The organism is Candidatus Seongchinamella marina (genome assembly GCF_026262685.1).
Classification (GTDB): domain Bacteria; phylum Pseudomonadota; class Gammaproteobacteria; order Pseudomonadales; family Halieaceae; genus Halioglobus; species Halioglobus marinus.
This window is the reverse complement of sequence record NZ_SHNP01000008.1, coordinates 1-20,971: the sequence shown is the minus strand read 5'-3', so window position 1 is coordinate 20,971 and position 20,971 is coordinate 1. Positions and strand designations below refer to the sequence as shown.

The window sequence follows — 20,971 nt, the reverse complement described above, 5'->3', positions numbered from 1 at the left end:
ACTACGCTCTGCCTCTTTCTCTACATTAGTACCCCAGCGCTTGCTGGCCCCTGGCTTAATAGGTATAAGCCACCGACAAAGCCCAGGTGCGCTCACGGTTGTAACCGCCCAACATATAATTTATCAGCGTGAAGGTATTCACCAGTTCGCGCTCGTCACTCAGGTTCTTGCCTTCAAGCGCAACGCGCCACTTCTGATCTTCCGTGGTGAAGGCCACCAGCGCATTGTACGTGGTCAGCGAATCCGACAATGCCTGGGTCCGGAATTCATCGGTCGTGTCGATGGGTGAATCCGTATACATTTCATCACGGTAGGCGACATCGCCGGAGATCAGCAGGGTGCCGGCGTTGCCGACACCAAATTCGTAAGATATCCGCCCTTGTGCCGTCCACTCCGGTGCAAAGCCAAGCTCCCGGTCGTCGGACACATCGACAATCTCCCCTTGCTCGTTGGCTTCCAGGTATTCATCCACTTCGCTGTCCAGGTAGCCGACATTCAGGTTCACCGTCAGACCATCGACGGGAGGCAACCAGAGAATCTCCACTTCACCACCAAAGGACTCTACCGAACCCACGTTGTCGATGGTATTACTAATCTCGCCGTCCTCGGTTACTTCTATGGTCGACAATTGTTTGTCTTCATAATCGTTGTAGAACAGTTCCGCGTTCAGCCGCAGACTGCCCTCCAGCAAGGTCGTTTTCAATCCCAGGCTATAACTGTCAACGATTTCCGGCTCATAGGGCAGCGCAAGGCTGCCGTCACTCGCGAATCCGCCCGACTTGAAGCCGGAAGCAAAGCCGCCGTACACCATGGTATCGTCGGCCAGGTGATGGGTTAGTTTGACACTTGGGGAAAATTCATCCCACTTGTCATCGGCAATCAGGTCCACTGGATACGTCGTTGTGGTCACTCGCGTAATGAGCGAACTGGTCAGCGGCGGATCGGTCGGTACGCCGCTGTCGATCAACGACTGTGCTAGATCATTGGGAAACCAGGTCACGAACTGTGGGTGTGATTCCACGAGTTCTTCAGACCCCTCGCCAATCCCCAGAATATCCACCCCGGGGGCAATGGTGAACGCAAATGGGTAGAAGGTTTCTTCCGCGAACGCTCGAATATCCTGGTCTTTTTCATCCTCGGTATAACGACCACCGATAGACAGCTGCCAGTTTTCGGCGAAATTCCACTCCACGTTGGCGTAGGCGGAAATCGATTCCAGATCGCGATCGTCCTGGTAGGTTGCTGACTTGTGGTCAGACCAGAACCGCAATCGGGTGCTCGTATCGATCTCGCTCGCGGCTGAAAAACTGCCATCCAGGTAGTAAAGACCCATGAGCGCGTTGACTGTGTCACCGGAAAAATTCAACTGCAGTTCCTGGCTGAATTCCTCGCTCTCGAGCTCGGGGAAGGTGTTTTCTATGAAGAACTGGTCGCTGCCATCGAAATCAAAGGCCCGCGGGTTGTCCAGTTCCCGGTAAGCGGTGACGGATTTCAGGGTCCAGGCATCGTTGATGTCCCAGGTGACCGTTCCAGCCAGAGACTTGGTTTCGATTTCCGCCACGTTGAAGCCCGGGAACAGGTGGGCGGTATTCACGTCGTCTTCATCCACCGGCATACTCATATCACTGGCAGTATCGAGAATCGCGGTACCCGGGCCGTAGATATCGTTGGCTCCGGTTATACGGTCAGAGATAGCGATAATACCTGGTTCGTTGATAGCAGCCCGGTTGGGAATGCTCGGCTTTGATTCATCCTTATTGTAATCCGCCACCAGTTTCACCGAGAGTGCATCGGTGGCCTGCCATAACAAGGTGCCACGCGCCGCCCAGGAATCGGCATCCGCCCACTCGCTGCCATCGAAGCGGTTGGTCTGGTAGCCGTCCCGCTCCTGTGCCAGAAATCCGATGCCGCCGAAGAGCCTGCCGTCCACCAGCGGGCCGGAAATATTGCCCTTGATCTTGACCAGCTCGTCGGAGCCGACCTTGGCTTCCAGGCCCGCTTCAAATTCATCGCCGGGTTCCCGGCTCACATACTTAATGGCGCCGCCAATGGTGTTGCGGCCGTAAAGATTGCCCTGGGGGCCCTTCAATACCTCGATACGCGCCACGTCGTACACTTCCAGCAGGGCACCGCTGGTACGGTTCAGGTAGACGTCGTCGACGTAGATGCCCACACCCTGGTCGAAGCCGGGGTCATTGCCGATACCGCGGATGAATACCTGCACGTTGCCCGAGAGCAGGCCGCTGGTTTCGTTGACGGTGATGTTGGGCGTCATCCTCTGCAGATCGGTAATATTGTTGACCTGGGCGTCCTGCAATTGCTGGGTGTTGAAAGCACTCACGGCCATGGGAACGTCCTGCATGCTTTCTGTTCGCTTTCTGGCGGTGACCACTATCTCTTCAATAACCTGAGCCTGGGCGCTAGCGACGTCTGCGGTCAGGACTGACGCGGCAGCCACCAGCGCCGACAACAGGGGGTTTCTTTTAGCAGTTATACACATAATATTTTCCTTGGCTATTACTGCAAGTAATGGATCATCGGTTGCTCTTCAGCAACAGCCGAGTCAATCCAGACCACACCAGATAAAAGCAGGGACAGAGGCAAACGCGACTTTTTCATACAGGACACTATTAAAGATATCTCTTTATTTTTATAAAATATAAAGGAACCTCTTTACAATGTCAAGAGCATCGGCAATAGTTGATGAAGTGCTACATTTAATCCAGAAGAGAATTTAAGTAATGCCCTCCCAGGATAAAAAAACCAGGAAAAGTAAAGGTCGTCAGGCTATCCTGGAGGCGGCAGAAGCACTGTTCGCGGAACAAGGCTGCAGAGCAGTATCGCTGAACCAGATCAACCAGGCAGCAAATCAAAAAAATACAGCGGCCCTGCACTACCATTTCGGCAGCAGGGAGGCCCTGCTGGATGAAATCATCGAGGAGCACTCCGCGCTCGCCCAGTCCGAATTGCAACTACTGCTGGAACAAATGAAGCCACCCGTCAGCATTCGTGATTTTGTAGCATGCTCTGTCACACCCTATCTCCGCAAGCTCGATGATGTGAGAGGCGCCAGGTACCTGCAGATCATGGCCCAGCTGAACAGCGAATCTACGAACCTGGCATTGATACCTCGACGGGAAGACCTCCGCAGCCTTAGCCTCAAGCTGATTGGCAAACAGTTGGGTGACTTGCGACCGCAGTCCATCTATCCCCGTATGATTGCCTACTCGCTGCTGTTGGTAAACGAACTGTGCCTGGTCTCCCGCATGAGCCCCAGGGAAATTCGGCAGGTGTTTGGTGGTAAAAAGATGTTCAGGGAGCATCTGATAACGACGCTGACGACGGTTTTAAGCTCACCTGAACCAGGTGCTGATTAACTGGATCCAACACCCATTTTTGCCTTGCCGCATTTTCATTAGCTGTTGCCGATGCCGTTGACATTGTAAAGAGGTTTCTTTATTGTTCATATTTTAAAGAGATCACTTTAATGGGATCGCGCATGAAACGACCTCGTTCAGCCCAACTAGTGAAACTACTGTCTATCGGTATAGTGGCCATGCTGCTGGTCGCCCTGGCACTCAGCTGGAGCTGGACCTTCACCCCCCTCGGCCGACTGGATTACCGCGCTGCCCTGCTGGCCAAGGCGATGTCGCTGCAAGCTGCGCCGGCGGTTTACGACGCCGCCGCCAGGGTGCGGGCCAACCAGATGGTGGAGACAATGCTCTCCGCGATCGAACCCCATCCTGACGTCCGCTTCGAGGACCGCCAGATTCCCGGCCCCGACGGGCAGCCGCTGCCCATTCGGATCTACTGGCCCCAGAAGGATGGAGTCCTGCCGCTGTACCTGGATATCCACGGCGGGGGCTGGTGGATGGGCGACGGTTTCGCATTCCACGATATGCAGACTCACCTCGTCCACATGGCAGAAGCAATCGTCGTCTCCGTGGACTACCGGCTCGCCCCCGAACACCCCTTTCCCGCAGCCCTGGACGACAGCTACACTGCCCTGCTTTGGCTGCACGCCAACGCCGCCAGCCTTGGCGGCGACCCACAGCGGATCGCCGTCGGCGGTGAGAGCGCAGGCGGCAACCTCGCCGCCGCCGTGGCCCTGCGGGCCCGCGACCAAGGGGGGCCGGCACTGCGCTTTCAAATGCTCAGCGTACCCTCAACCGATCTCAGCGATACCCACCACTGGCCCTCTTACGACGAAACCGGCGACGACTATGGGCTGACGGTATACGGTATCCGGCAAGTGATGGCCATGTACGTACCTAAGGTGGAACAACGCACCCATCCCTATGTCAGTCCGCTGTTGGCCGACGATCTCGCCGACCTGCCGCCAGCGCTGGTGATCACCGCCCTGTTCGACCCCCTGCGCGACCAGGGGGAGGCCTACGCCAACATGCTGCGGCAGGCCGGCGTACCTGTCACCCTGCATCGGGAGGACGGCGCCCTGCACGGCTTTATGGGCTCACCTGAGCGCGCCCGGCGCATCCAGGAGATGTCGGCCGAGGCCATACGCCGGGCCCTGTATCACTGATCCCGGCCGTGGCTAGCAGTACCGTAAAAAAGCCAAATATCACTGTCGGCAGGTGAGTGATGATGAAAAGCGCGAACTCTGGTCGCACATGAATAGTATCTATCCCGACTACGATTCATACCAGACGCGCACAGATAGAAATATTCCGGTGTTTTTATGTGAACCGCACAATTAATTATGAGGCAAGATGCGCTCAGTCGAAACCACTCTGGCACCAAAACTTATGTCCATGTTATTTTACTTCGATTTTGATAATTATTTTAAAATGTTGCGCCTTGCCTGGGGCGAGCCATCATTGCGTGTGCGCAGCTATTACCTGGCGATGTTACTGCTTTACGTTCCCCTGGTTTCTACCTTTCACGCTATCTGCTTTGCGCTTGACCCGATTTTATTTCCATCGCTGCGACGAACCGATGTTAGTAATCCAGTGTTTATTATCGGTCACGGACGTTCAGGCACTACCCTGACCTTCCGCCTTATGGACCGGGATGAGGGGCGTTTCAGTTCGTTTTTGTTGTGGGAGTGTTATTTCCCTTCGCTGCTGCAAAAGAAAGCTATTCGTGCCATCGCGGCTATCGACAGACCCTGGCTGGGTGGAATGTTAGGTCGTATGGTCGAACGCTTTGAGGAAAAACGCTACGGTCCATCGCGGCACATGCACGAGATGGGCCTGTGCCTACCCGAAGAAGATGATATTTCACTCTTTTATTCCATGGCCGCGGGACTCTGGATGACCAAAATGCCGTGGATGGGCGAACTCGATTTTTACTATGTGGATACTTGGCCAGGCAAGGAGACAGTAAAAAGAAGACAAAAAAAAGGCCACAAGCAAATGGTTTTTTATAAGGAGCTGGTGCGCCGGCAGCTTTGCCTGAATGGTGGCAGCAAAGTACATTTGTCGAAAAATCCTTATTGGACAGGGCGCACGCAAACTCTTATCGATGTATTTCCCGATGCACGATTTGTGTTGAACCTGCGAGACCCGCGAGAGGCGGTACCCAGCCTAATAAAACTCACCTCCTCCGGCTGGAAGCAAATGGGTTGGAGTCCTGAGCGTGTGCAGGCAAGTATCGATATGCTGACCAAACAGTCTGTGTACAACTATCGTCACCCGCTAGAGGTTTTTGATAATAACCCCGGTACGCGTTACGCCATTCTGCATTACGCCATGCTAAAGGCTGACCCTGCGGCGGCAATTGAAGCGGTGTACCGAGATCTCGATATGCCGGTCACACAACGGTACTTTGATGCCTTACAGACATTGGGAACCAAGCAGAAAAAACACAGTACGACATTTCGTTATAGCCTCGAGGAATTTGGCCTCGACGAACGCTGGATAGATACAGAATTTGGTGATCTGTTCGAGCGCTTTGGCTGGGCTAAAGACATTGAAGAGTAAGGACCTTATCCAGAAAAACCAAGAGAGGTATACACCATGGCAATTGAAACAGCAGAATTCGTTTCCAAATACGGCCCCTGGGCTTTGGTCACCGGTTCAGCAGAAGGCCTGGGGGCAAGCTTTGCCGAAGAGCTGGCAAAGCTCCAATTAAATTTATTGCTGTTAGATAAACAGCAGGAGACGCTTGAGACCACAGCAGAAAAACTGCGCCAGCAATATGCGGTAGAAGTCAAAACACAGGTAGTAGACCTGTCGGATACAAATTACCTGGACAAGGCGTTGGCAGCGATAGGGGGTCAGGAAATAGGATTATTTGTCTCCAATGCTGCATTTGGCCAGGTTGGCCCGTTTGCAGACACCGCTATCGATATGCATTTAAAAAGTATTCAAGTCAACATAACGGCACCGATGCAAATTACTTATATGCTGGGTAGAAAAATGTTGGAGCGCGGTCGTGGCGGGGTCATATTAATTGCTTCGGACGCTGCGTATCACGGAACGCCATTTGTGGGCCAATATTCTGCTACCAAGGCATATAACCTGGTATTAGGAGAGGCGCTTTGGTACGAATGGGGCAAGCAAGGCGTCGATGTGCTCTCCTTCGCACCAGGCCCAACCAATACTCCCGGACTTCGGCGTAGTAACCCCAAGTTAAAAGAAAACAAAAAAGTGAAGGGCGTTATGTTGCCAGCAGATACGGCCCGGGCAGCACTTTCGGCGTTGGGCAAAAAAGCCAGCGCCAGGCCCAGCCTGCGAACAGCGATCGATACATTCATAATGTCGCGCTTGCTCAATCGCGGTGCGGCTGTGCGTATTCTGGGAGAAAAAATATCAAGCAACCTGAAGAGTACGTTGCACCTTAAAACGCAGGATTAAAACCTGTGTTCACATAGCTTACTTAGTCATTCGAAGGATTTATCTTATGCTTCTTGATAATTTTAAACTTGAAAACAGAATTGCCATTATTACAGGAGCTGGCCGCGGAGTTGGCAAGGGAATTGCGTTGGCTTTTGCTGAAGTAGGTGCGACAGTGATTTGTCTGGCGAGGACACAAAGTGAAATTGATGCTACCGCTGCCGAGATCGCCGATTCAGGTGGCAGTGCCAAGGCAATAAGTTGCGATGTCACCAGTGAAGACCAGCTTCAATCAATGGTGAATACTATAGTGTCGGAATTTGGTGGTATCGACATCGTTGTAAACAACGCGGGGGGTGGCGGGCACGGCCCGACCGAATCGTTAACCCGTGACTTTATCGTGCAAACGATGGAGCTGAACTTTATTGCAGCGCTCAATCTGGTGCGTATGACCGTTCCGCATCTGCGCGAACGCAATGGCTCGGTCCTGAATATCTCTTCGGGTATGTCCTCGGTGGCAGAAGACAATTGTATCCCTTACGCTGCGTCGAAAGCGGCCCTGGAGCAGGCGACGCGCAATTTAGCGCATGAACTGGCTCCCGACATTCGCGTGAACTGTTTACGGCTGGGAGCCATCGAAACCCCCGATTTTGAAAACCTCAGGGAAGCCCACCCTGGTGTCGAGGCCGGTTTGACAGCATGGACACCGATGAAAAGAATTGGTAAGCCGAGAGACGTTGCCTTATCGGCACTATTTCTTTGTTCCGATGCCGGCAGTTTTAACACCGGAATCGTACTCGACATTGATGGGGGTATTTTACTCCAACGTGGTGTGTTGGCGATTATGAGTGGCCCAAAATAGGTAGTGGACAGATGGTAGTTACGCGTTATTTGCAGGGTTTAACGTCTTGTGTGCGAAAGCCGCGAGTGTGGCTATACACATTATTACTAGGTTTTTGTATTCAAACGGTAACAGCACAAACAGTGGGAGCTGATCGCTGCAATCACTATAACCCACTGCGTGATGTTTATTGGGGCGATCTTCACGTGCATACTAGCCAGTCGGTCGATGCCTATATGTCGGGTACGCGAGTAGGCGTTGCAGAGGCCTATCAATTCGCCCGTGGCGAAAAAATTCTCCTGCCAGGCTTTGGCATAGAAACACAGCTTGACCGCCCGCTGGATTTCGCCGCAATAACCGACCACGCTTCAGATTCCGGAGCCGTTAATTTATGTACTACTAGCGGCTCGCCCGCTTTTAATACGCAAGATTGCAAAAACTTCCGGGCACCTATCGTAGCGGACAAAGCCGACATTAAAAAATACATCAAGACTCTTCTCGAGAAAACAGGCGGGCAGCTTGTCAGCGATGACATATGTGGAAACGACGGATCGCTCTGTCGACAGGCGCGTAAAACTGTTTGGGAAAATACGCAACAAATGGCAGCGCAATTCAACAATGACAGCGGATCCTGCGACTTCACAACTTTTGTGGCCTATGAATACACCGCCACACCCAGTTGGTCCAAAGTGCACCGTAATATTATTTTCAAAAATGCCTCGGTGCTGACCGAGCCGATACCATACTCGGTAGAGCCCGACGTACAGATACTCTGGCAGCGTTTAAAGGATGAATGTATCGACGCGGGTACCGGCTGCGATGTACTTTCTATTCCTCATAACCCGAACCTGTCGAATGGCAACATGTTTACTGTTAGTTACCCTCCTGGCAGCAGCTTACAACAGCAAGCCGATTTGGCGGAATTGCGCGCTGCAATGGAACCTGTACTGGAAATGTCACAAATTAAAGGTGACTCGGAATGTCGCAACGGTATGTGGAACGTGCTGGGTGGCACCGACGAATTATGTGACTGGGAAAAATATCGACAAGCTGGCACAGAGGACTGCGAAGCCGGTGTATCTCGCGGCGCGTTAATGAACGAAGGTTGTGTGTCACGCCTGGACTATGGACGCTATGCGTTGGTGGAAGGTTTAAAAGAAAAGCAGCGATTGGGCGTTAACCCTTACAAATTAGGTTTTATCGGTAGTACCGACACCCATTCGGGTGCGCCCGGAGCAGTAGAAGAGTGGCGCAGCGATTTAAGCGGGAGTAAACCCAATCCGCGCCCAGGCCGCACCGCAGGCGGATTAGTGGCAGTCTGGGCAGAAGAGAATACCCGCTCGTCGATTTTTGACGCACTGCGTCGACGCGAAGTTTACGGTACCAGTGGCCCACGCATGCGCATCCGTATGTTCGCGGGCAATACACTTGAAGCCAGCTTGTGTGAAGATCCAGGTGCTGTGAGCAAGGCCTATCAGGCAGGAGTACCGATGGGCGGCACACTGGATTCAACCTCACTCAAAAACACGTCACCACAGTTTTTGCTAATGGCGCAACAGGATAGTGGAACAAGCGAACACCCAGGTAATTTACTGCAACGTGCACAGATTGTTAAAGGCTGGGCTGATAGCGATGGCAACATTCACCAGAAGGTATTCGATGTTGCGGGTGGTGCCAATACGGCAACGGTAGACGTCGACGATTGCCAGCCAGAGGGGCCAGGCCATAGCCAATTATGCGGAACCTGGCAGGACCCGGATTTTGATAGTGAGCAGGATGCTGTGTATTACGCCCGTGTAGTCGAAAACCCGAGTTGCCGGTCTACTGGCTGGTTGTGTGCTTCGTCGCAAGGTCAAGGAAGACCCAATTGGTGCGATGCTGAAACTACTCCATTTACAACACAGGAACGCGCTTGGACCTCACCCATATGGTATTCAGGAAATGCAATTGAAAAGCAGTAGGACTGTCGGTCAGGATCGAAGAATTCAGCTACTCGGCACAAACTTCTTCAGACGCATTGTTAAGCACAAAATCATTAAACAGTTTTTGATCCACGGCCAGGGATTACGCTCTAACCACATACCCACTTTGGGTGTATTGCCTTTGGCTACCCCTCCTTGCCAAAGATCATATTTAGGGTTGGAATAGGATGCAAAATACTGCGTCAACTTATCGCCCAGTTCGCGCACGATCCGGGTATCGCGCATTTTCTCATATCGCCTTTTTGGTCTCAGATGAAGCGGTGCATATTAATGGCATAGACGTTCGTATTGATCGCGGCATGATGGTCTAAGACTTTATCGCGTGTCTTTCGTATACGGCAAGGCCTGCGTTATACAGCTATGAGGCAGAAAAATGTTGGGTAAATCATTCAAGATAATAGCATCGCTCCTACTGGTAATCGGCTTACTACTGACATTTGTATATATCAACCGGGGGGATGTGGTGCGGTTCGCTCTCGATTTGCCGGCATTCGAGACCGAAGTTGGCAGCGTCAGTACGGTTCAGGTGCGTATGAGTGATGGTGTTCGGCTTGACGCTGAAGTCTACCTGCCAGCAGGTGAGGGCCCCTGGCCGGTGATTCTGATGCGCGATCCTTACAATCGCTCGACTTGTAGCTTGAAAGTACGTTATGGCTATGCCTGTGTGCATCAGGGCGTTCGCGGGCGGCATGACTCTGAAGGCGATTGGTATCCGGTCATTAGCGAAAGAAGTGACGGGCTTGAAACATTAGATTGGCTGCTTAAGCAAACCTGGCAGGATGGCAATATCGCTACACTCGGGCCATCATACTTGGGTGTAGTTCAGTGGTCCATGATCGATCAGATGCCAGAAGAGGTTAAAACCGTTGTGGCAGATATTTCTCATGGAGACTGGTATGAAATTATCCATAGGAATGGTCATTTTGTTCAGGGGGTCATGACGGAATGGGCGAAAAGCCTGCACCTTCCTGATGCATCTTTTGAAGAAATGGCAGCGCATCGCCCCGCGATTGAAAACAACGACGTTTTCTTAAGGGGAGACGCGCAGTGGTATGAAGACTATTTGGCTAATACAGACAAGGTCGGGGAATACTGGAGTTCAGAGGCTTACTCGCTTACTAGAAATGCGCACAAAAATGCCTCGATGCCCGTACTAATGATGGGGGCGTGGCACGATTTCTTCCTCAATGGGCAGTTTAAAGTCTTTGATGAGCTCCCCCAGCGCACCCGTAGCCTGCTCATGATTAGAAATGGCAATCATGTTTGGCAAAATTCAGTGTTGGAATTTATAAATACCTATGGATACTCTTTTAAAATGACACTTGATTGGCTCGATGTTCACCTCAAAGGACAGGTGGTTGAGCAACTGCCAGAATCGGGATACGTCCTGCAAGACAACGTGGATAATGGTTGGAATCACTTTCCCTCGTGGCCGCAAAAAACAGGCACGTTGGATTTATACCTGGGCAATTTAGGCGGTGCGGTTACTTGCGATGGTGGCACATTGGGGTTTAGCCGGCCTGTTGGCTCAGGTAAAGCCTCTTATCATTACAATCCCAATGAGCCGGTTAAAACGATAGGGGGATCATATAATCTCTACTCCGGGGGAGCTGTAGCGCAGGGTGATGATAATTGTTTTCGAGATGATGTAATGTCATTTGAGTCAGGTGTTCTTAACGAACCGCCTACCTTGTCCGGCAGTATCAAAGTGCTTATCAACGTTTCATCAGATGCACCTGACAGTGCCTTTACCGTCAAAGTGCAAGAGAAATTATCCGATGGGCGGGTGATCAATATCCGGGACGATATAACCTCTTTGAGTTATCGAAATGGTTCAATTCACAAGCAGCCATATGTCGCTGGCTCTGTTGTTGAGCTTGAGTTTAATCTGACGCCGATAGAGTGGAAATTTCAACCTGGCTCATCACTACGCCTGGATATCTCATCATCTAACTATCCGATGTTCAATGCTCATCCAAATGTGGAGGGTAACTGGTCGACGGTAGTAAACCCTGCTGTAGCACAGCAGGAAATCTTAGGTGGCATGTTGTCGCTGCCGGTTCGCTAGGTGTTTATATTTTTGTAAAAAAGACCACTGGCTCGTGCAGTTGGCTAAGTGGATAGTCTATTTATTGGTATTGGTAAAGACATAATGAATAACGACAGAATGACGGTTGCAATTTTGGGCTGTGGTGTCATCGGTTTGAGCTGGGTGAAGGCATTCTTGAGCAACGACTACAAGGTCAATGTTTGGGATCCTTCACCTGATGTGTATGAGCGCATTGAATCCTCCGACCTCAAATTTAACGATGACCAGTTGGAGGTCTCTTCGTCACCTCAGGCTGCAGTTAGTGGAGCGAGCTTTATTCAAGAGAGTGGTCCTGAGAGATTAGAGGCCAAAAAAGAGCTTATTTCATCTATCGAAGCCCACGTCGAACCCGAATGCATTTTTGCATCTTCAACGTCGACAATCATGCCTTCGGACCTACAGGAAGGTAGTATTCTTGCCGATCGCATCGTCATCGGCCATCCATTTAATCCCCCTAATTTGTTGCCGCTGGTTGAAGTGGTTGGCGGTGATGAAACCTCAGAACATACTCTTGAATTGACGTTGCAATTTTACAGGTCTTTGGGTAAGCAAGCGATACAGTTGCATACTGAGAGGAAGGGGCACTTAGCAAACAGGATGCAGGCAGCTCAAGGTCGATATCAATATCTGCAATCGTTGCGGCGCAGCAGTGAAAATTATCGCCAGCATCGAAGATCCACTGGTCATCAGCAAAATCCTTGATCATCTGGAGACCAAATTCCTGGCACCAGTCACAGCAAATCAGTTACCGGAACCTCGGGCCCCTCCCCAGACAAGTCTCTTCGACGGCTAACAAATACAGGGAGTGTGATGACAAAAGCTGCTAACGGAAGAGGCTGGCGGTGTTTTGTACGGTTTGAAAAAGTTTCGTTAGCGAAAGCTACGGACTTTAGGGGCATTTTATGGCCCACTTAGTGCATTTATACTAATAGTTAACAGCCTGGTCCGCGATAAGTGGTTGCCAGTGGAACGTTGCTTATAATGGATTGACCGAAAAGATAGCGTTAATCCTGCTTATACTTAAAGCGTGTGGTCTTGCTGGATATGCACACAGCAATCGTTATACGGGAGAGTGGCACAGGGAGCTGCCATACTACGGAGAAATCCTGCATCAATACACCGGCACGCCGATAGCGAATTCAAGTAATGCGGATGAGGCAAAATACGGACGTATTGCAAACCCCACTGTTCATGTCGCCTTAAACCAACTTCGCAAAGTTATAAACGCCATCGTAAAAAAATACGGACATCCCGATGAAATTCACATCGAAGTTGTTCGCGATCTTAAATTGAGTCAAAAAGCAAAGCGCGAGCTTCAGAAAACTCAGAAAAAGAATCAGGAGCGCAATGAACGACACGGCGAACGTCTAGCGGAATTGGGTCAGAAGAATACCTACGATAACAGACTGCGCCTTACATTGTGGGAGGAGCTGGCCGAGGATCCCATGGACCGTTGTTGTCCGTTCAGTGGAAAGCGCATAGGAATCCAGTCGTTATTTACCGCAGATGTGCAGATAGAGCACCTTATACCCTTTGCCGACTGCCTTGATGACTCGCAGAGCAATAAGACGCTTGCGACTCGTAAGGCCAATAACGATAAGGGTAAACGCACACCGCATGAAGCCTTTGGTGATGATCAAGGTGGGTATTGTTGGGACGATATTTTGGATCGCGCACATCGACTCCCTGTAAACAAGCAGCGACGCTTCGCTCCAGATGCGCGTTCCAAGTTTTGTGGGGATGAATGGTTGGCGCGTCAGCTCAACGACACCGCTTATATTTCACGCGTCGCTAGGCAATACCTAACGGCCATTTGCAATCCTTCGCAAGTGCGTGTGTCTCCAGGCCGTTTGACAGCGTTATTTCGGCGCGCGCTTTCTCTTGAGAAAATACTGAGCGAAGAGGCGGGAAAAAATCGACATGATCATCGTCACCATGCTATCGATGCTGTGGTGGTTGCACTTACAGACGCGTCACTCATAAAAACTGCGAGTTACTATGCGAGTAGAGGCGATATTGAGCGATTATCTGATCGGCTTAATGCCATGGAGCCACCTTGGAAGAGTTTTTACAGCGATGTAAAAGCCTCGATAGAGCGGCTAGTAGTCTCATACAAGCCGGACCACGGCGTCCAGGCAGCGCTTCATAACGAAACTGCTTATGGACTGGTAAGCCCGCCTGATGATCGTGGCGTATCGACAGTACGATACCGTAAAGCCATTAGTGCTCTAAAAGAAAAAGATTTAGATAAAGTCACTGACCAAATCTTGGTCGCTGCAATTCAGGCTCACGTAAAGAATGCAACTCTTTCCTATGAAAAAGCGCTGTTGGAGTTTGTGGAAAAATCAAGAGCTAAAAAATGTACCGTTGAAGAGCGTATGAGCGTGATTACCATTGAAGACGCTGGCGGTACGCCCTACAAGGGTTACAAAGGTGATGGCAACTATTGCTATGAGATAGAAGACTTAGAAAATGGCAAATGGGGTGGTCGCGTTATTAGTAGTTTCGAGGCTAATCAAGCGGCCTACAGGAAGTTTTTGGACGACGGAAAAAGCAAGCGGATCTCGTATGACGGTCGACCACTCGTAATGAGGTTGTGTCGAGATGACATTGTAGCGTTTGACTACAACGGTCGAGATACACTGATGCGGGTTGCGACGTTTAGCAGTGGAAAAATATCCTTTGCGGCTCTTACGGAATCAAATGTCGATGCGAGAAACCGTGACAAGAACGACGTTTTTAAGTATGTGATTAAAAGCCCCAACTCGCTGCGCAAGGTTAACGCTCGGCGCGTATTTATCGATGTTATCGGTGCCGTAAAAGATCCGACAAATAGGTATGGCAAATAGAATAATTGAAATCTCCACAAGTGGACGACATCTAAGTGCCTTTCGCGGGTTTCTGAAAATATCAGAATCGGGTCAAGAGGTGGCTCGAGTCGCTCTGGATGACATATGCGCTGTCATTATTGCAGCTCACGGAATCACGTTCAGCAATGATCTGATCGTACGCCTTGCATCGAAGAATATTTGGCTGGTTTCTTGCGGGAAAAACTATCAACCAGCGTCATGGCTTTGGCCGGCTGACAGTCACTCGCTGGAAGCCCAGCGCATCGATTTCCAGATCGCGCTTCCAAAAGCAACGAAACGGCAAATATGGGCAGATATCGTACGGAGCAAGATACGTGGCCAAATAGAGGTATTAGCCGCCCTCGATAAATCAACTAAGCGTTTAGATCGGTTACTCAAAGAAGTCCGTTCCGGGGATGGCGATAATCGTGAAGCGGTCGCGGCTCAGGTATATTGGCCTTCTCTGTTTGGGACTGATTTTCGTCGCAACCGCGAGCTGCCAGGCACTAATGCAGCATTAAACTTCGGTTACACGATTCTGCGCTCTTGTGTTTGCAGGGCGATAGCAGGCTCAGGTTTGCATCCAAATATTCCTCTGCACCATAGTAACAAGTACTCGAGTTTTCGCCTTGCTGATGATCTGATGGAGGTTTTTAGGCCACTTGTAGATTTTCAAGTGGTGTGCGTGCGAGACAGTGTGGAGTCTGAGGGCCTGACTCCAGCTATTAAGAAAACGCTGGCTGGGATAGTCGAGAAAGAGATTTTAATAGACGACAGTCGTTACCAACTTGTTGAGGCCACGACAAGAATTGCTCACTCATTGGTAGCGGTGACTACATCAGAAGTCAAGCGGCTGCGCCTTCCGACATCGCTCTGCATTCACTCGGTCGTCGAGTGAGTAGCCCGAGAAACCGCGTGGTGTGGTTACTTTTGGCCTTTGATTTACCAGTAAAAACAAAGGCCCAGCGCAAGGCCGCTGCACAATTTCGTTTTAAATTGCTCGATGACGGATTTGAGATGACCCAGTATTCTGTTTATTTACGATATTGTGGTTCAAAGAATGTCGCTGCTGCCCATATCAAACGAATCACGCGACGATTACCCAATCGTGGGAAAGTTGATATTCTGCAGTTCACCGATGCTCAGTACGAAAACATCGTTAGTTTTGATAATCGTGGTAGGAAAATACGAAAGACCGAGCCGCAGTACCAGTTATTTTGAAATGTGATCCTCCAAAATCAGCAGTTTGTCGTTTACTTTCAGTGACTTCTCAAGTGTCTATTGTATCAGATAGGGAATTGAGCTCTGACAACAACATCACGATTGCGAGCATTACCACCAAAGCGATTGTATCAGATAGGGAATTGAGCTCTGACAACAACTGGGAGATGGATATGTCCAGATACGACGAATTGTATCAGATAGGGAATTGAGCTCTGACAACAACAGGTAGTGGGGTTGTCATCACACTGTCGGATTGTATCAGATAGGGAATTGAGCTCTGACAACAACAGTCATTCAGGCTTCTCATAGATAACATCTATTGTATCAGATAGGGAATTGAGCTCTGACAACAACAGATACATCAAGATGCCGAGTTCCAGAGAATTGTATCAGATAGGGAATTGAGCTCTGACAACAACTAGGGTCACTGATTTGGGCCGCGTTAATGAATTGTATCAGATAGGGAATTGAGCTCTGACAACAACAGACTTACTGCGAGCTCAGCGACTACGATGCGACTATGAATAGTTCGAACTCTTCTAAATCGAGTAAATAGGTTAAGACTATGCCGCCCTCCTATCGTTTGATCCCACTACGCCTTAGAAGGGCTCTTGAAATAGATGATGCGTCAAGGCTCCCCCGACCTTTTTGAAAACGGAGGAGGGTACTCCTACCAGCTGACTAGACCCGACCCCCTCCCCGGGGGGTGTTTCTGCTGACAACCTGCTGACACAAATAACCCAGTTCAATACAGCCAGACAAAACCCTAAAAAATAAAAACCCCATAATAACAATGGGTTAAAGATGTATTTAGATGGGTTATCCCGTAGTAAAGAGAACTTAAAATCTCCCGATCATTGCGATCGTGCCGGTTCAAGTCCGGCTCCGGGCACCATATTAGCTAAGTCCTGTTTTTGCTTGCTGGTTTCTTGCTTTCCGTGGTAGCGTTATCCGATGAAGTGGCTCTTTGCTCTATTGGCTTTGCTCTTTTCTGCGCTAGCGTTTGCGCAAGGCCTACCTCGTTTTGGTTTTGCGCGATTCGGTGAGGCTGCTTTTGGAGTAGTCCAAGCCACCCCCGTTCCCTTCATGCCTTTGTGGGCCACAGTAACCCTGGCAGCTTCTTTGTGGGTTGTTGTTTATCTTATGCGCGTCAAGGAGAGTTGACATGATCAGACTGATCTTTCTGAGCCTTATGGTTGTCAGCGGCTTTGCCGTTGCTGAGACCGAGGTGCCTCATGTTTTTTACGATGGGCAGGTTATTTCAGCAGAGAAGTTCAACGAGAACTTTGACTCGCTTGAAGGGGCGATAGATCTCATTCCTGCGGGCCCACAGGGCGAAAAAGGAGATCAGGGGATACAGGGTGAAAAAGGCGATAAGGGCGATGCGGGCGATAAAGGAGATCCGGGTGATAAAGGCGATCAGGGCCTAATCGGACCCGTAGGGCCGCCAGGGCCGCCAGGGACCCAGGGTGAGCCGGGCGCTTCCTATGGCGTCATTTCACCGCTAATCATCGAATCCGACACGACGGGTGACTATATAGGCCTCAACCCCGCGACGGCGAACGGCAATGTATTGATGTGGGATGGAAATCAGAGTACGTGGGTCAACCAGAGCCTGTCGATAGCCGTTGCCAATACCGGAGGCGGCCAACCGCACGATAACATGATGCCTTATGTCACGATTAACTGCATTATCGCGCTTCAGGGGATTTTCCCCAGTCGCAGCCAAGAGCAGCCTCTTATTGGACAGATAAGTCTCTTTGGTGGAAATTTTGCGCCGCGTAACTGGGCGCTCTGTGATGGCCAGCTGTTGTCTATTAGTCAGAACACGGCTTTATTCTCTATATTGGGCACCATCTATGGAGGCGATGGGCGAACAACCTTCGCCCTGCCAGATATGCGTGGCAGGACTCTGCTGCATGCAGGAAATGGCCCAGGTCTTACTGACCGCAGGTTGGGTCAGAAGGGCGGCAGGGAGATTATAACCCTTACTGTCCAGCAGATGCCCTTACACAATCATGGTGCCTCTGTATCGCCACCTCAGACACCATAGTTGTAGCCGGCTGACAGGGCGGCTGGCCTGGACCAGCCGCCATATTCTCGGATTTAGAACCACGTGAACTGTTCTCATCGCTTCACATTCCCAGGCTACGTGGCTTTTTTGGGCCTTTGCCTGCTGGTACCTGTAGCTCACGCTCAATCCTCACCGGGCCACGAGGTAGTAGTAGCCGTCATCGACGATGGCATCTGGCTCGATCATCCTGCTCTTGCCGATTCTATCTGGCATAACCCCAGGGAAATTCCCAATAACCGTGTGGACGATGATCGCAACGGGTTGGTCGATGATGCGGTGGGCTGGGATTTCGCCGACGGTGATGCCGACCCAAGTCCGCCGACGGATCGCATCGGCTTTGATCACGGTACACACCTTGCCGGCCTGATACGTCGTTACAGCCAAATGGCATTGGGGCCCGAAGCGCACCGGGTACGACTCATGCCGGTAAAAGTGTTGTCGGATACGTCTGAAGATCTTGCTCTGAGTCAGGCCTATGCAGGGGTCGAATACGCCGCTCGCCAGGGGGCCGATGTTATTCTGATGGCCTGGAGCGATCCGGCAATTACCGAGGAGGAAGCCGCGGTTTTGACCGCTGCCTCCGCACGTGGCGCCCTGCTGGTGGCTGCGGCGGGTAACCTGGGCACCGAGCAGGTTATGTACCCCGCGGGCCATGAAGACGTTCTGGCGGTTGCCGGTCTGGATGGAGAGCAAAGGGCCTTGCTTTCGAACTACGGTGGCTTCGTTGATATCGCGGCGCGCGGCACAGATGTCCAATCGCTCACAGTTGGTGACGCAACCGCGCGGGTGCCGCGCAGCGGGACGTCACCTGCGGCCGCACTGGTTGCCTCTGCTGCGGCTGTGGCCATGGCACAGGCCACGGCCCCCGGCTCAGGGTTCACTCGCGCCTGTCTGCTTGCCAGTGCAGTTCCTCATACCCAGCTAGAAGAGTTTGAGCGGGGACGACTGGGGGCGGGGCGTCTCGATATGTCTTCATCCCGGGACTGTGTGCTCGGTCAACTGCCAAGCATTACCAGCACATCGGTGCCCAAGGGCTATCTGTTTCTGGATACAAATGCCCCCGAAGAGGGCGTGTTGCTGGAGCCCGAGGGCTACTTTGACCGCATTACGCTGACGCCTGATGTGCCAATTGGAAGCGGAACTTCAGTAGCGGTTGATCTCCGGGAGGCCGAATCGGGTCGAGGGCTGTACGCCGGGAAAATCGCGGATATGCCCGCCATCACCAATGCGGTGACGGAGCTGCGTATCCGATGGCAACAGGCTGACCCGCCCTCATCTTCACCTGGGCCCATGCTTGCATTTCAGGCCGAGCCAACATCACTGCAGAACCGCTTTTGCCCCCAAAGCTATGAGCGCAACACTCCGGTAGTGCTTGAGGACGGTAGCGGCGCCCAGGAATACGCGATCGGTTCCGACTGCCGGTGGCTGGTCAGGGCCCCCGCCGGTGAACACCTCCGCTTCACCTTTGAATTTCTCGATACTGAACCTCGTACCGATCTGGTCTACCTGTTTGCTGGTAACGGAACACAAGCGCCAATCATCGCAGTGGTCTCGGGCACAGATGTCCCAAAAGCGATTGACGCACCTGTTTCCGAGGCCCTGGTATGGTTCGTGTCAGATCTAAAAAATCAGGGTCAGGGCTTCCGGCTGAAGGTCGAATCCATTTCCGCCGAAGAAACTTGAGTTTCGTCGCTCCCCGCCTACTCCCACTCGCTACAGGGTCGATCTAGTTAAACTAGAAAAGTTGCCTCACCGTGTGCGAACGTTCCTGGAATGGCACGTTCGAGTAAAACGCCCTTACCGGGAGCAATGGATGAAGCCTTAGAAATATTTGTTGGCGATCCAGGTGGCGCCAACATAGGAGGTGGCGGGCAAGACGACAAGGAAAAAGAAAAGACCTACACCTTCTCCCATCTCTCTTTTCACGACGCGCTTTATGAACAGCGATGTTGGCGCGACCTGAATGGCGTAGAGGATCATCCAAGCTGGTCATCAGCAAAATCCTTGATCATCTGGAGACCAAATTCCTGGCACCAGTCACAGCAAATCAGTTACCGGAACCTCGGGCCCCTCCCCAGACAAGTCTCTTCGACGGCTAACAAATACAGGGAGTGTGATGACAAAAGCTGCTAACGGAAGAGGCTGGCGGTGTTTTGTACGGTTTGAAAAAGTTTCGTTAGCGAAAGCTACGGACTTTAGGGGCATTTTATGGCCCACTTAGTGCATTTATACTAATAGTTAACAGCCTGGTCCGCGATAAGTGGTTGCCAGTGGAACGTTGCTTATAATGGATTGACCGAAAAGATAGCGTTAATCCTGCTTATACTTTGAAATAGAAAGTGTTTTCCACAGTGCGCTCAACCCAGGGATGAAATCTTGTTCAAGGTACTACAGAGATACAGGCAATCAACCAATAATCACAGAAATATATAATAAGAAATGGATATGTGACTAAAATGCGTCTCCAGCAACATGAACACCGTCAACATGAATCTTTAATTGCACATACGTAGTCGCTTTCGCAAAAACCTCGACCCTGCTACTCCGGCCACCAAGAAGATCAACCATAGCAGTGATCGCGGGCACGCCTTTTTCTGGAGCTATTTTCGGCTTAAAGCTTCCCACCTTCTCCCCATTGAGATTCAGACGAAGCCCACCAAACCATGTATTGACCGCCTCAAGAGTCTGGCCTTCAATTTCGCAACTCACAACCTTCTTTGGCATGGATAAACCTCTACGTTGTCCTAAATTTGTTTACTGAATGCTTAATTAGCGTTACCAATTTGGTGGGAGATCATCGCTGAGCTTGTGTCTATGGCGGTGTGATATCGCATGCGCATCGTGTCTTGCCTTGACTTCACGGAGCATTGCCTCGCGAGCCCGTCTCTTTTCAAACGGCTTTGATAGCAGATGATGTGATATCTCTATAAGACGCAGTCTCTCTATGATTGGCCTCAATCCCAGCCCAAGGAATAGGATCAGGCAGTAATATGTATCCCGTCAGCCACGATGGTACCAAATGACTTGATTTGCTAAGAGAGACTTCTGCTACTTTTAAACTGAAGTACAGGAGCATCATCATGAGCATGTCAAACACCGAAAAGACGGTCAAGGATAT

General features: G+C 51.1%; 17 protein-coding genes, 1 pseudogene and 1 CRISPR repeat array. Of the genes and pseudogenes, 15 read left to right on the top strand and 3 right to left on the bottom strand.

The features are described from left to right. Window positions 1-55 precede the first annotated feature (55 nt). Window positions 56-2,500 carry a TonB-dependent receptor gene (locus EYC87_RS17745; protein WP_279254061.1) on the bottom strand — a complete coding sequence of 815 codons (2,445 nt, stop codon included), beginning with the start codon at window positions 2,498-2,500 and terminating at the stop codon, window positions 56-58. Window positions 2,501-2,741: 241 nt separating this feature from the next. Here EYC87_RS17745 and EYC87_RS17740 point away from each other — a divergent pair, with 241 nt between their 5' ends. The 15 genes and pseudogenes from EYC87_RS17740 (at window position 2,742) to EYC87_RS17665 (ending at window position 19,986) form a co-directional block, all read left to right on the top strand. After that, window positions 2,742-3,377, top strand: a complete 636-nt coding sequence (locus EYC87_RS17740; protein WP_279254060.1) for a TetR/AcrR family transcriptional regulator — start codon at window positions 2,742-2,744, stop codon at window positions 3,375-3,377. Window positions 3,378-3,556: 179 nt separating this feature from the next. After that, window positions 3,557-4,540, top strand: a complete 984-nt coding sequence (locus EYC87_RS17735; protein WP_279254059.1) for an alpha/beta hydrolase — start codon at window positions 3,557-3,559, stop codon at window positions 4,538-4,540. Between the two features lie 37 nt (window positions 4,541-4,577). Then, window positions 4,578-4,715 (top strand): annotated as a pseudogene (locus tag EYC87_RS17730) (nitroreductase/quinone reductase family protein); the annotation flags it as partial. A gap of 48 nt (window positions 4,716-4,763) precedes the next feature. After that, window positions 4,764-5,939 (top strand): sulfotransferase, encoded by a 1,176-nt coding sequence (locus tag EYC87_RS17725; RefSeq protein WP_279254058.1) that lies wholly within the window; start codon window positions 4,764-4,766, stop codon window positions 5,937-5,939. A gap of 36 nt (window positions 5,940-5,975) precedes the next feature. Further along, entirely contained in the window at window positions 5,976-6,815 is an 840-nt protein-coding gene (locus EYC87_RS17720; RefSeq protein ID WP_279254057.1) for an SDR family NAD(P)-dependent oxidoreductase, read from the top strand. A 46-nt stretch (window positions 6,816-6,861) separates the two neighbouring features. Next, the gene (locus tag EYC87_RS17715; RefSeq protein ID WP_279254056.1) at window positions 6,862-7,656 is read left to right on the top strand and encodes an SDR family NAD(P)-dependent oxidoreductase; all 795 of its coding nucleotides are present in this window, start codon (window positions 6,862-6,864) and stop codon (window positions 7,654-7,656) included. Window positions 7,657-7,778: 122 nt separating this feature from the next. Next, complete coding sequence (locus EYC87_RS17710) at window positions 7,779-9,596, top strand: DUF3604 domain-containing protein (protein ID WP_279254055.1); 1,818 nt, start codon at window positions 7,779-7,781, stop codon at window positions 9,594-9,596. 394 nt (window positions 9,597-9,990) lie between these two features. Beyond that, complete coding sequence (locus EYC87_RS17705) at window positions 9,991-11,685, top strand: CocE/NonD family hydrolase (protein ID WP_279254054.1); 1,695 nt, start codon at window positions 9,991-9,993, stop codon at window positions 11,683-11,685. 48 nt (window positions 11,686-11,733) lie between these two features. Further along, window positions 11,734-12,408 carry a 3-hydroxyacyl-CoA dehydrogenase family protein gene (locus EYC87_RS17700; RefSeq protein WP_423243985.1) on the top strand — a complete coding sequence of 225 codons (675 nt, stop codon included), beginning with the start codon at window positions 11,734-11,736 and terminating at the stop codon, window positions 12,406-12,408. A 284-nt stretch (window positions 12,409-12,692) separates the two neighbouring features. After that, complete coding sequence (gene cas9 / locus EYC87_RS17690; RefSeq protein WP_279254053.1) at window positions 12,693-14,555, top strand: type II CRISPR RNA-guided endonuclease Cas9; 1,863 nt, start codon at window positions 12,693-12,695, stop codon at window positions 14,553-14,555. Beyond that, window positions 14,545-15,453 (top strand): type II CRISPR-associated endonuclease Cas1, encoded by a 909-nt coding sequence (cas1, locus tag EYC87_RS17685; RefSeq protein ID WP_279254052.1) that lies wholly within the window; start codon window positions 14,545-14,547, stop codon window positions 15,451-15,453. The genes cas9 and cas1 overlap by 11 nt, the downstream gene beginning before the upstream one ends. A gap of 17 nt (window positions 15,454-15,470) precedes the next feature. Continuing rightward, the gene (cas2, locus tag EYC87_RS17680) at window positions 15,471-15,776 is read left to right on the top strand and encodes a CRISPR-associated endonuclease Cas2 (RefSeq protein ID WP_279254051.1); all 306 of its coding nucleotides are present in this window, start codon (window positions 15,471-15,473) and stop codon (window positions 15,774-15,776) included. Window positions 15,777-15,835: 59 nt separating this feature from the next. Next, a CRISPR array of direct repeats spans window positions 15,836-16,264; the repeat unit is 36 nt; unit sequence ATTGTATCAGATAGGGAATTGAGCTCTGACAACAAC. Between the two features lie 680 nt (window positions 16,265-16,944). Further along, window positions 16,945-17,832, top strand: coding sequence for a phage tail protein (locus EYC87_RS17675; RefSeq protein WP_279254050.1), 888 nt, complete (start codon window positions 16,945-16,947; stop codon window positions 17,830-17,832). Window positions 17,833-17,895: 63 nt separating this feature from the next. Next, window positions 17,896-19,536: a S8 family serine peptidase gene (locus tag EYC87_RS17670; protein WP_279254049.1), complete on the top strand. Its 1,641-nt coding sequence runs from the start codon at window positions 17,896-17,898 to the stop codon at window positions 19,534-19,536. A 90-nt stretch (window positions 19,537-19,626) separates the two neighbouring features. Further along, window positions 19,627-19,986, top strand: coding sequence for a hypothetical protein (locus EYC87_RS17665; RefSeq protein WP_279254048.1), 360 nt, complete (start codon window positions 19,627-19,629; stop codon window positions 19,984-19,986). A gap of 318 nt (window positions 19,987-20,304) precedes the next feature. On the opposite strand, the gene EYC87_RS17660 is transcribed toward EYC87_RS17665, so the two are convergent. Both EYC87_RS17660 and EYC87_RS17655 read right to left on the bottom strand, forming a co-directional pair. After that, entirely contained in the window at window positions 20,305-20,577 is a 273-nt protein-coding gene (locus tag EYC87_RS17660; protein WP_279254047.1) for a hypothetical protein, read from the bottom strand. 166 nt (window positions 20,578-20,743) lie between these two features. Beyond that, window positions 20,744-20,971: hypothetical protein (locus tag EYC87_RS17655; protein ID WP_279254046.1), on the bottom strand; the 228-nt coding region annotated here is incomplete at its 5' end.

What these genes read in the sequence shown, in the direction of transcription:
- cas1 (WP_279254052.1), top strand. Translation starts at nt 14,545, where the DNA reads ATGGCAAATAGAATAATTGAAATCTCCACAAGTGGACGACATCTAAGT.
- EYC87_RS17740 (WP_279254060.1), top strand. Translation starts at nt 2,742, where the DNA reads ATGCCCTCCCAGGATAAAAAAACCAGGAAAAGTAAAGGTCGTCAGGCT.
- EYC87_RS17660 (WP_279254047.1), bottom strand. Translation starts at nt 20,577, where the DNA reads ATGCCAAAGAAGGTTGTGAGTTGCGAAATTGAAGGCCAGACTCTTGAG.
- EYC87_RS17745 (WP_279254061.1), bottom strand. Translation starts at nt 2,500, where the DNA reads ATGTGTATAACTGCTAAAAGAAACCCCCTGTTGTCGGCGCTGGTGGCT.
- EYC87_RS17725 (WP_279254058.1), top strand. Translation starts at nt 4,764, where the DNA reads ATGTCCATGTTATTTTACTTCGATTTTGATAATTATTTTAAAATGTTG.
- EYC87_RS17720 (WP_279254057.1), top strand. Translation starts at nt 5,976, where the DNA reads ATGGCAATTGAAACAGCAGAATTCGTTTCCAAATACGGCCCCTGGGCT.
- EYC87_RS17735 (WP_279254059.1), top strand. Translation starts at nt 3,557, where the DNA reads ATGCTGCTGGTCGCCCTGGCACTCAGCTGGAGCTGGACCTTCACCCCC.
- EYC87_RS17665 (WP_279254048.1), top strand. Translation starts at nt 19,627, where the DNA reads ATGGCACGTTCGAGTAAAACGCCCTTACCGGGAGCAATGGATGAAGCC.
- EYC87_RS17705 (WP_279254054.1), top strand. Translation starts at nt 9,991, where the DNA reads ATGTTGGGTAAATCATTCAAGATAATAGCATCGCTCCTACTGGTAATC.
- EYC87_RS17675 (WP_279254050.1), top strand. Translation starts at nt 16,945, where the DNA reads ATGATCAGACTGATCTTTCTGAGCCTTATGGTTGTCAGCGGCTTTGCC.
- EYC87_RS17715 (WP_279254056.1), top strand. Translation starts at nt 6,862, where the DNA reads ATGCTTCTTGATAATTTTAAACTTGAAAACAGAATTGCCATTATTACA.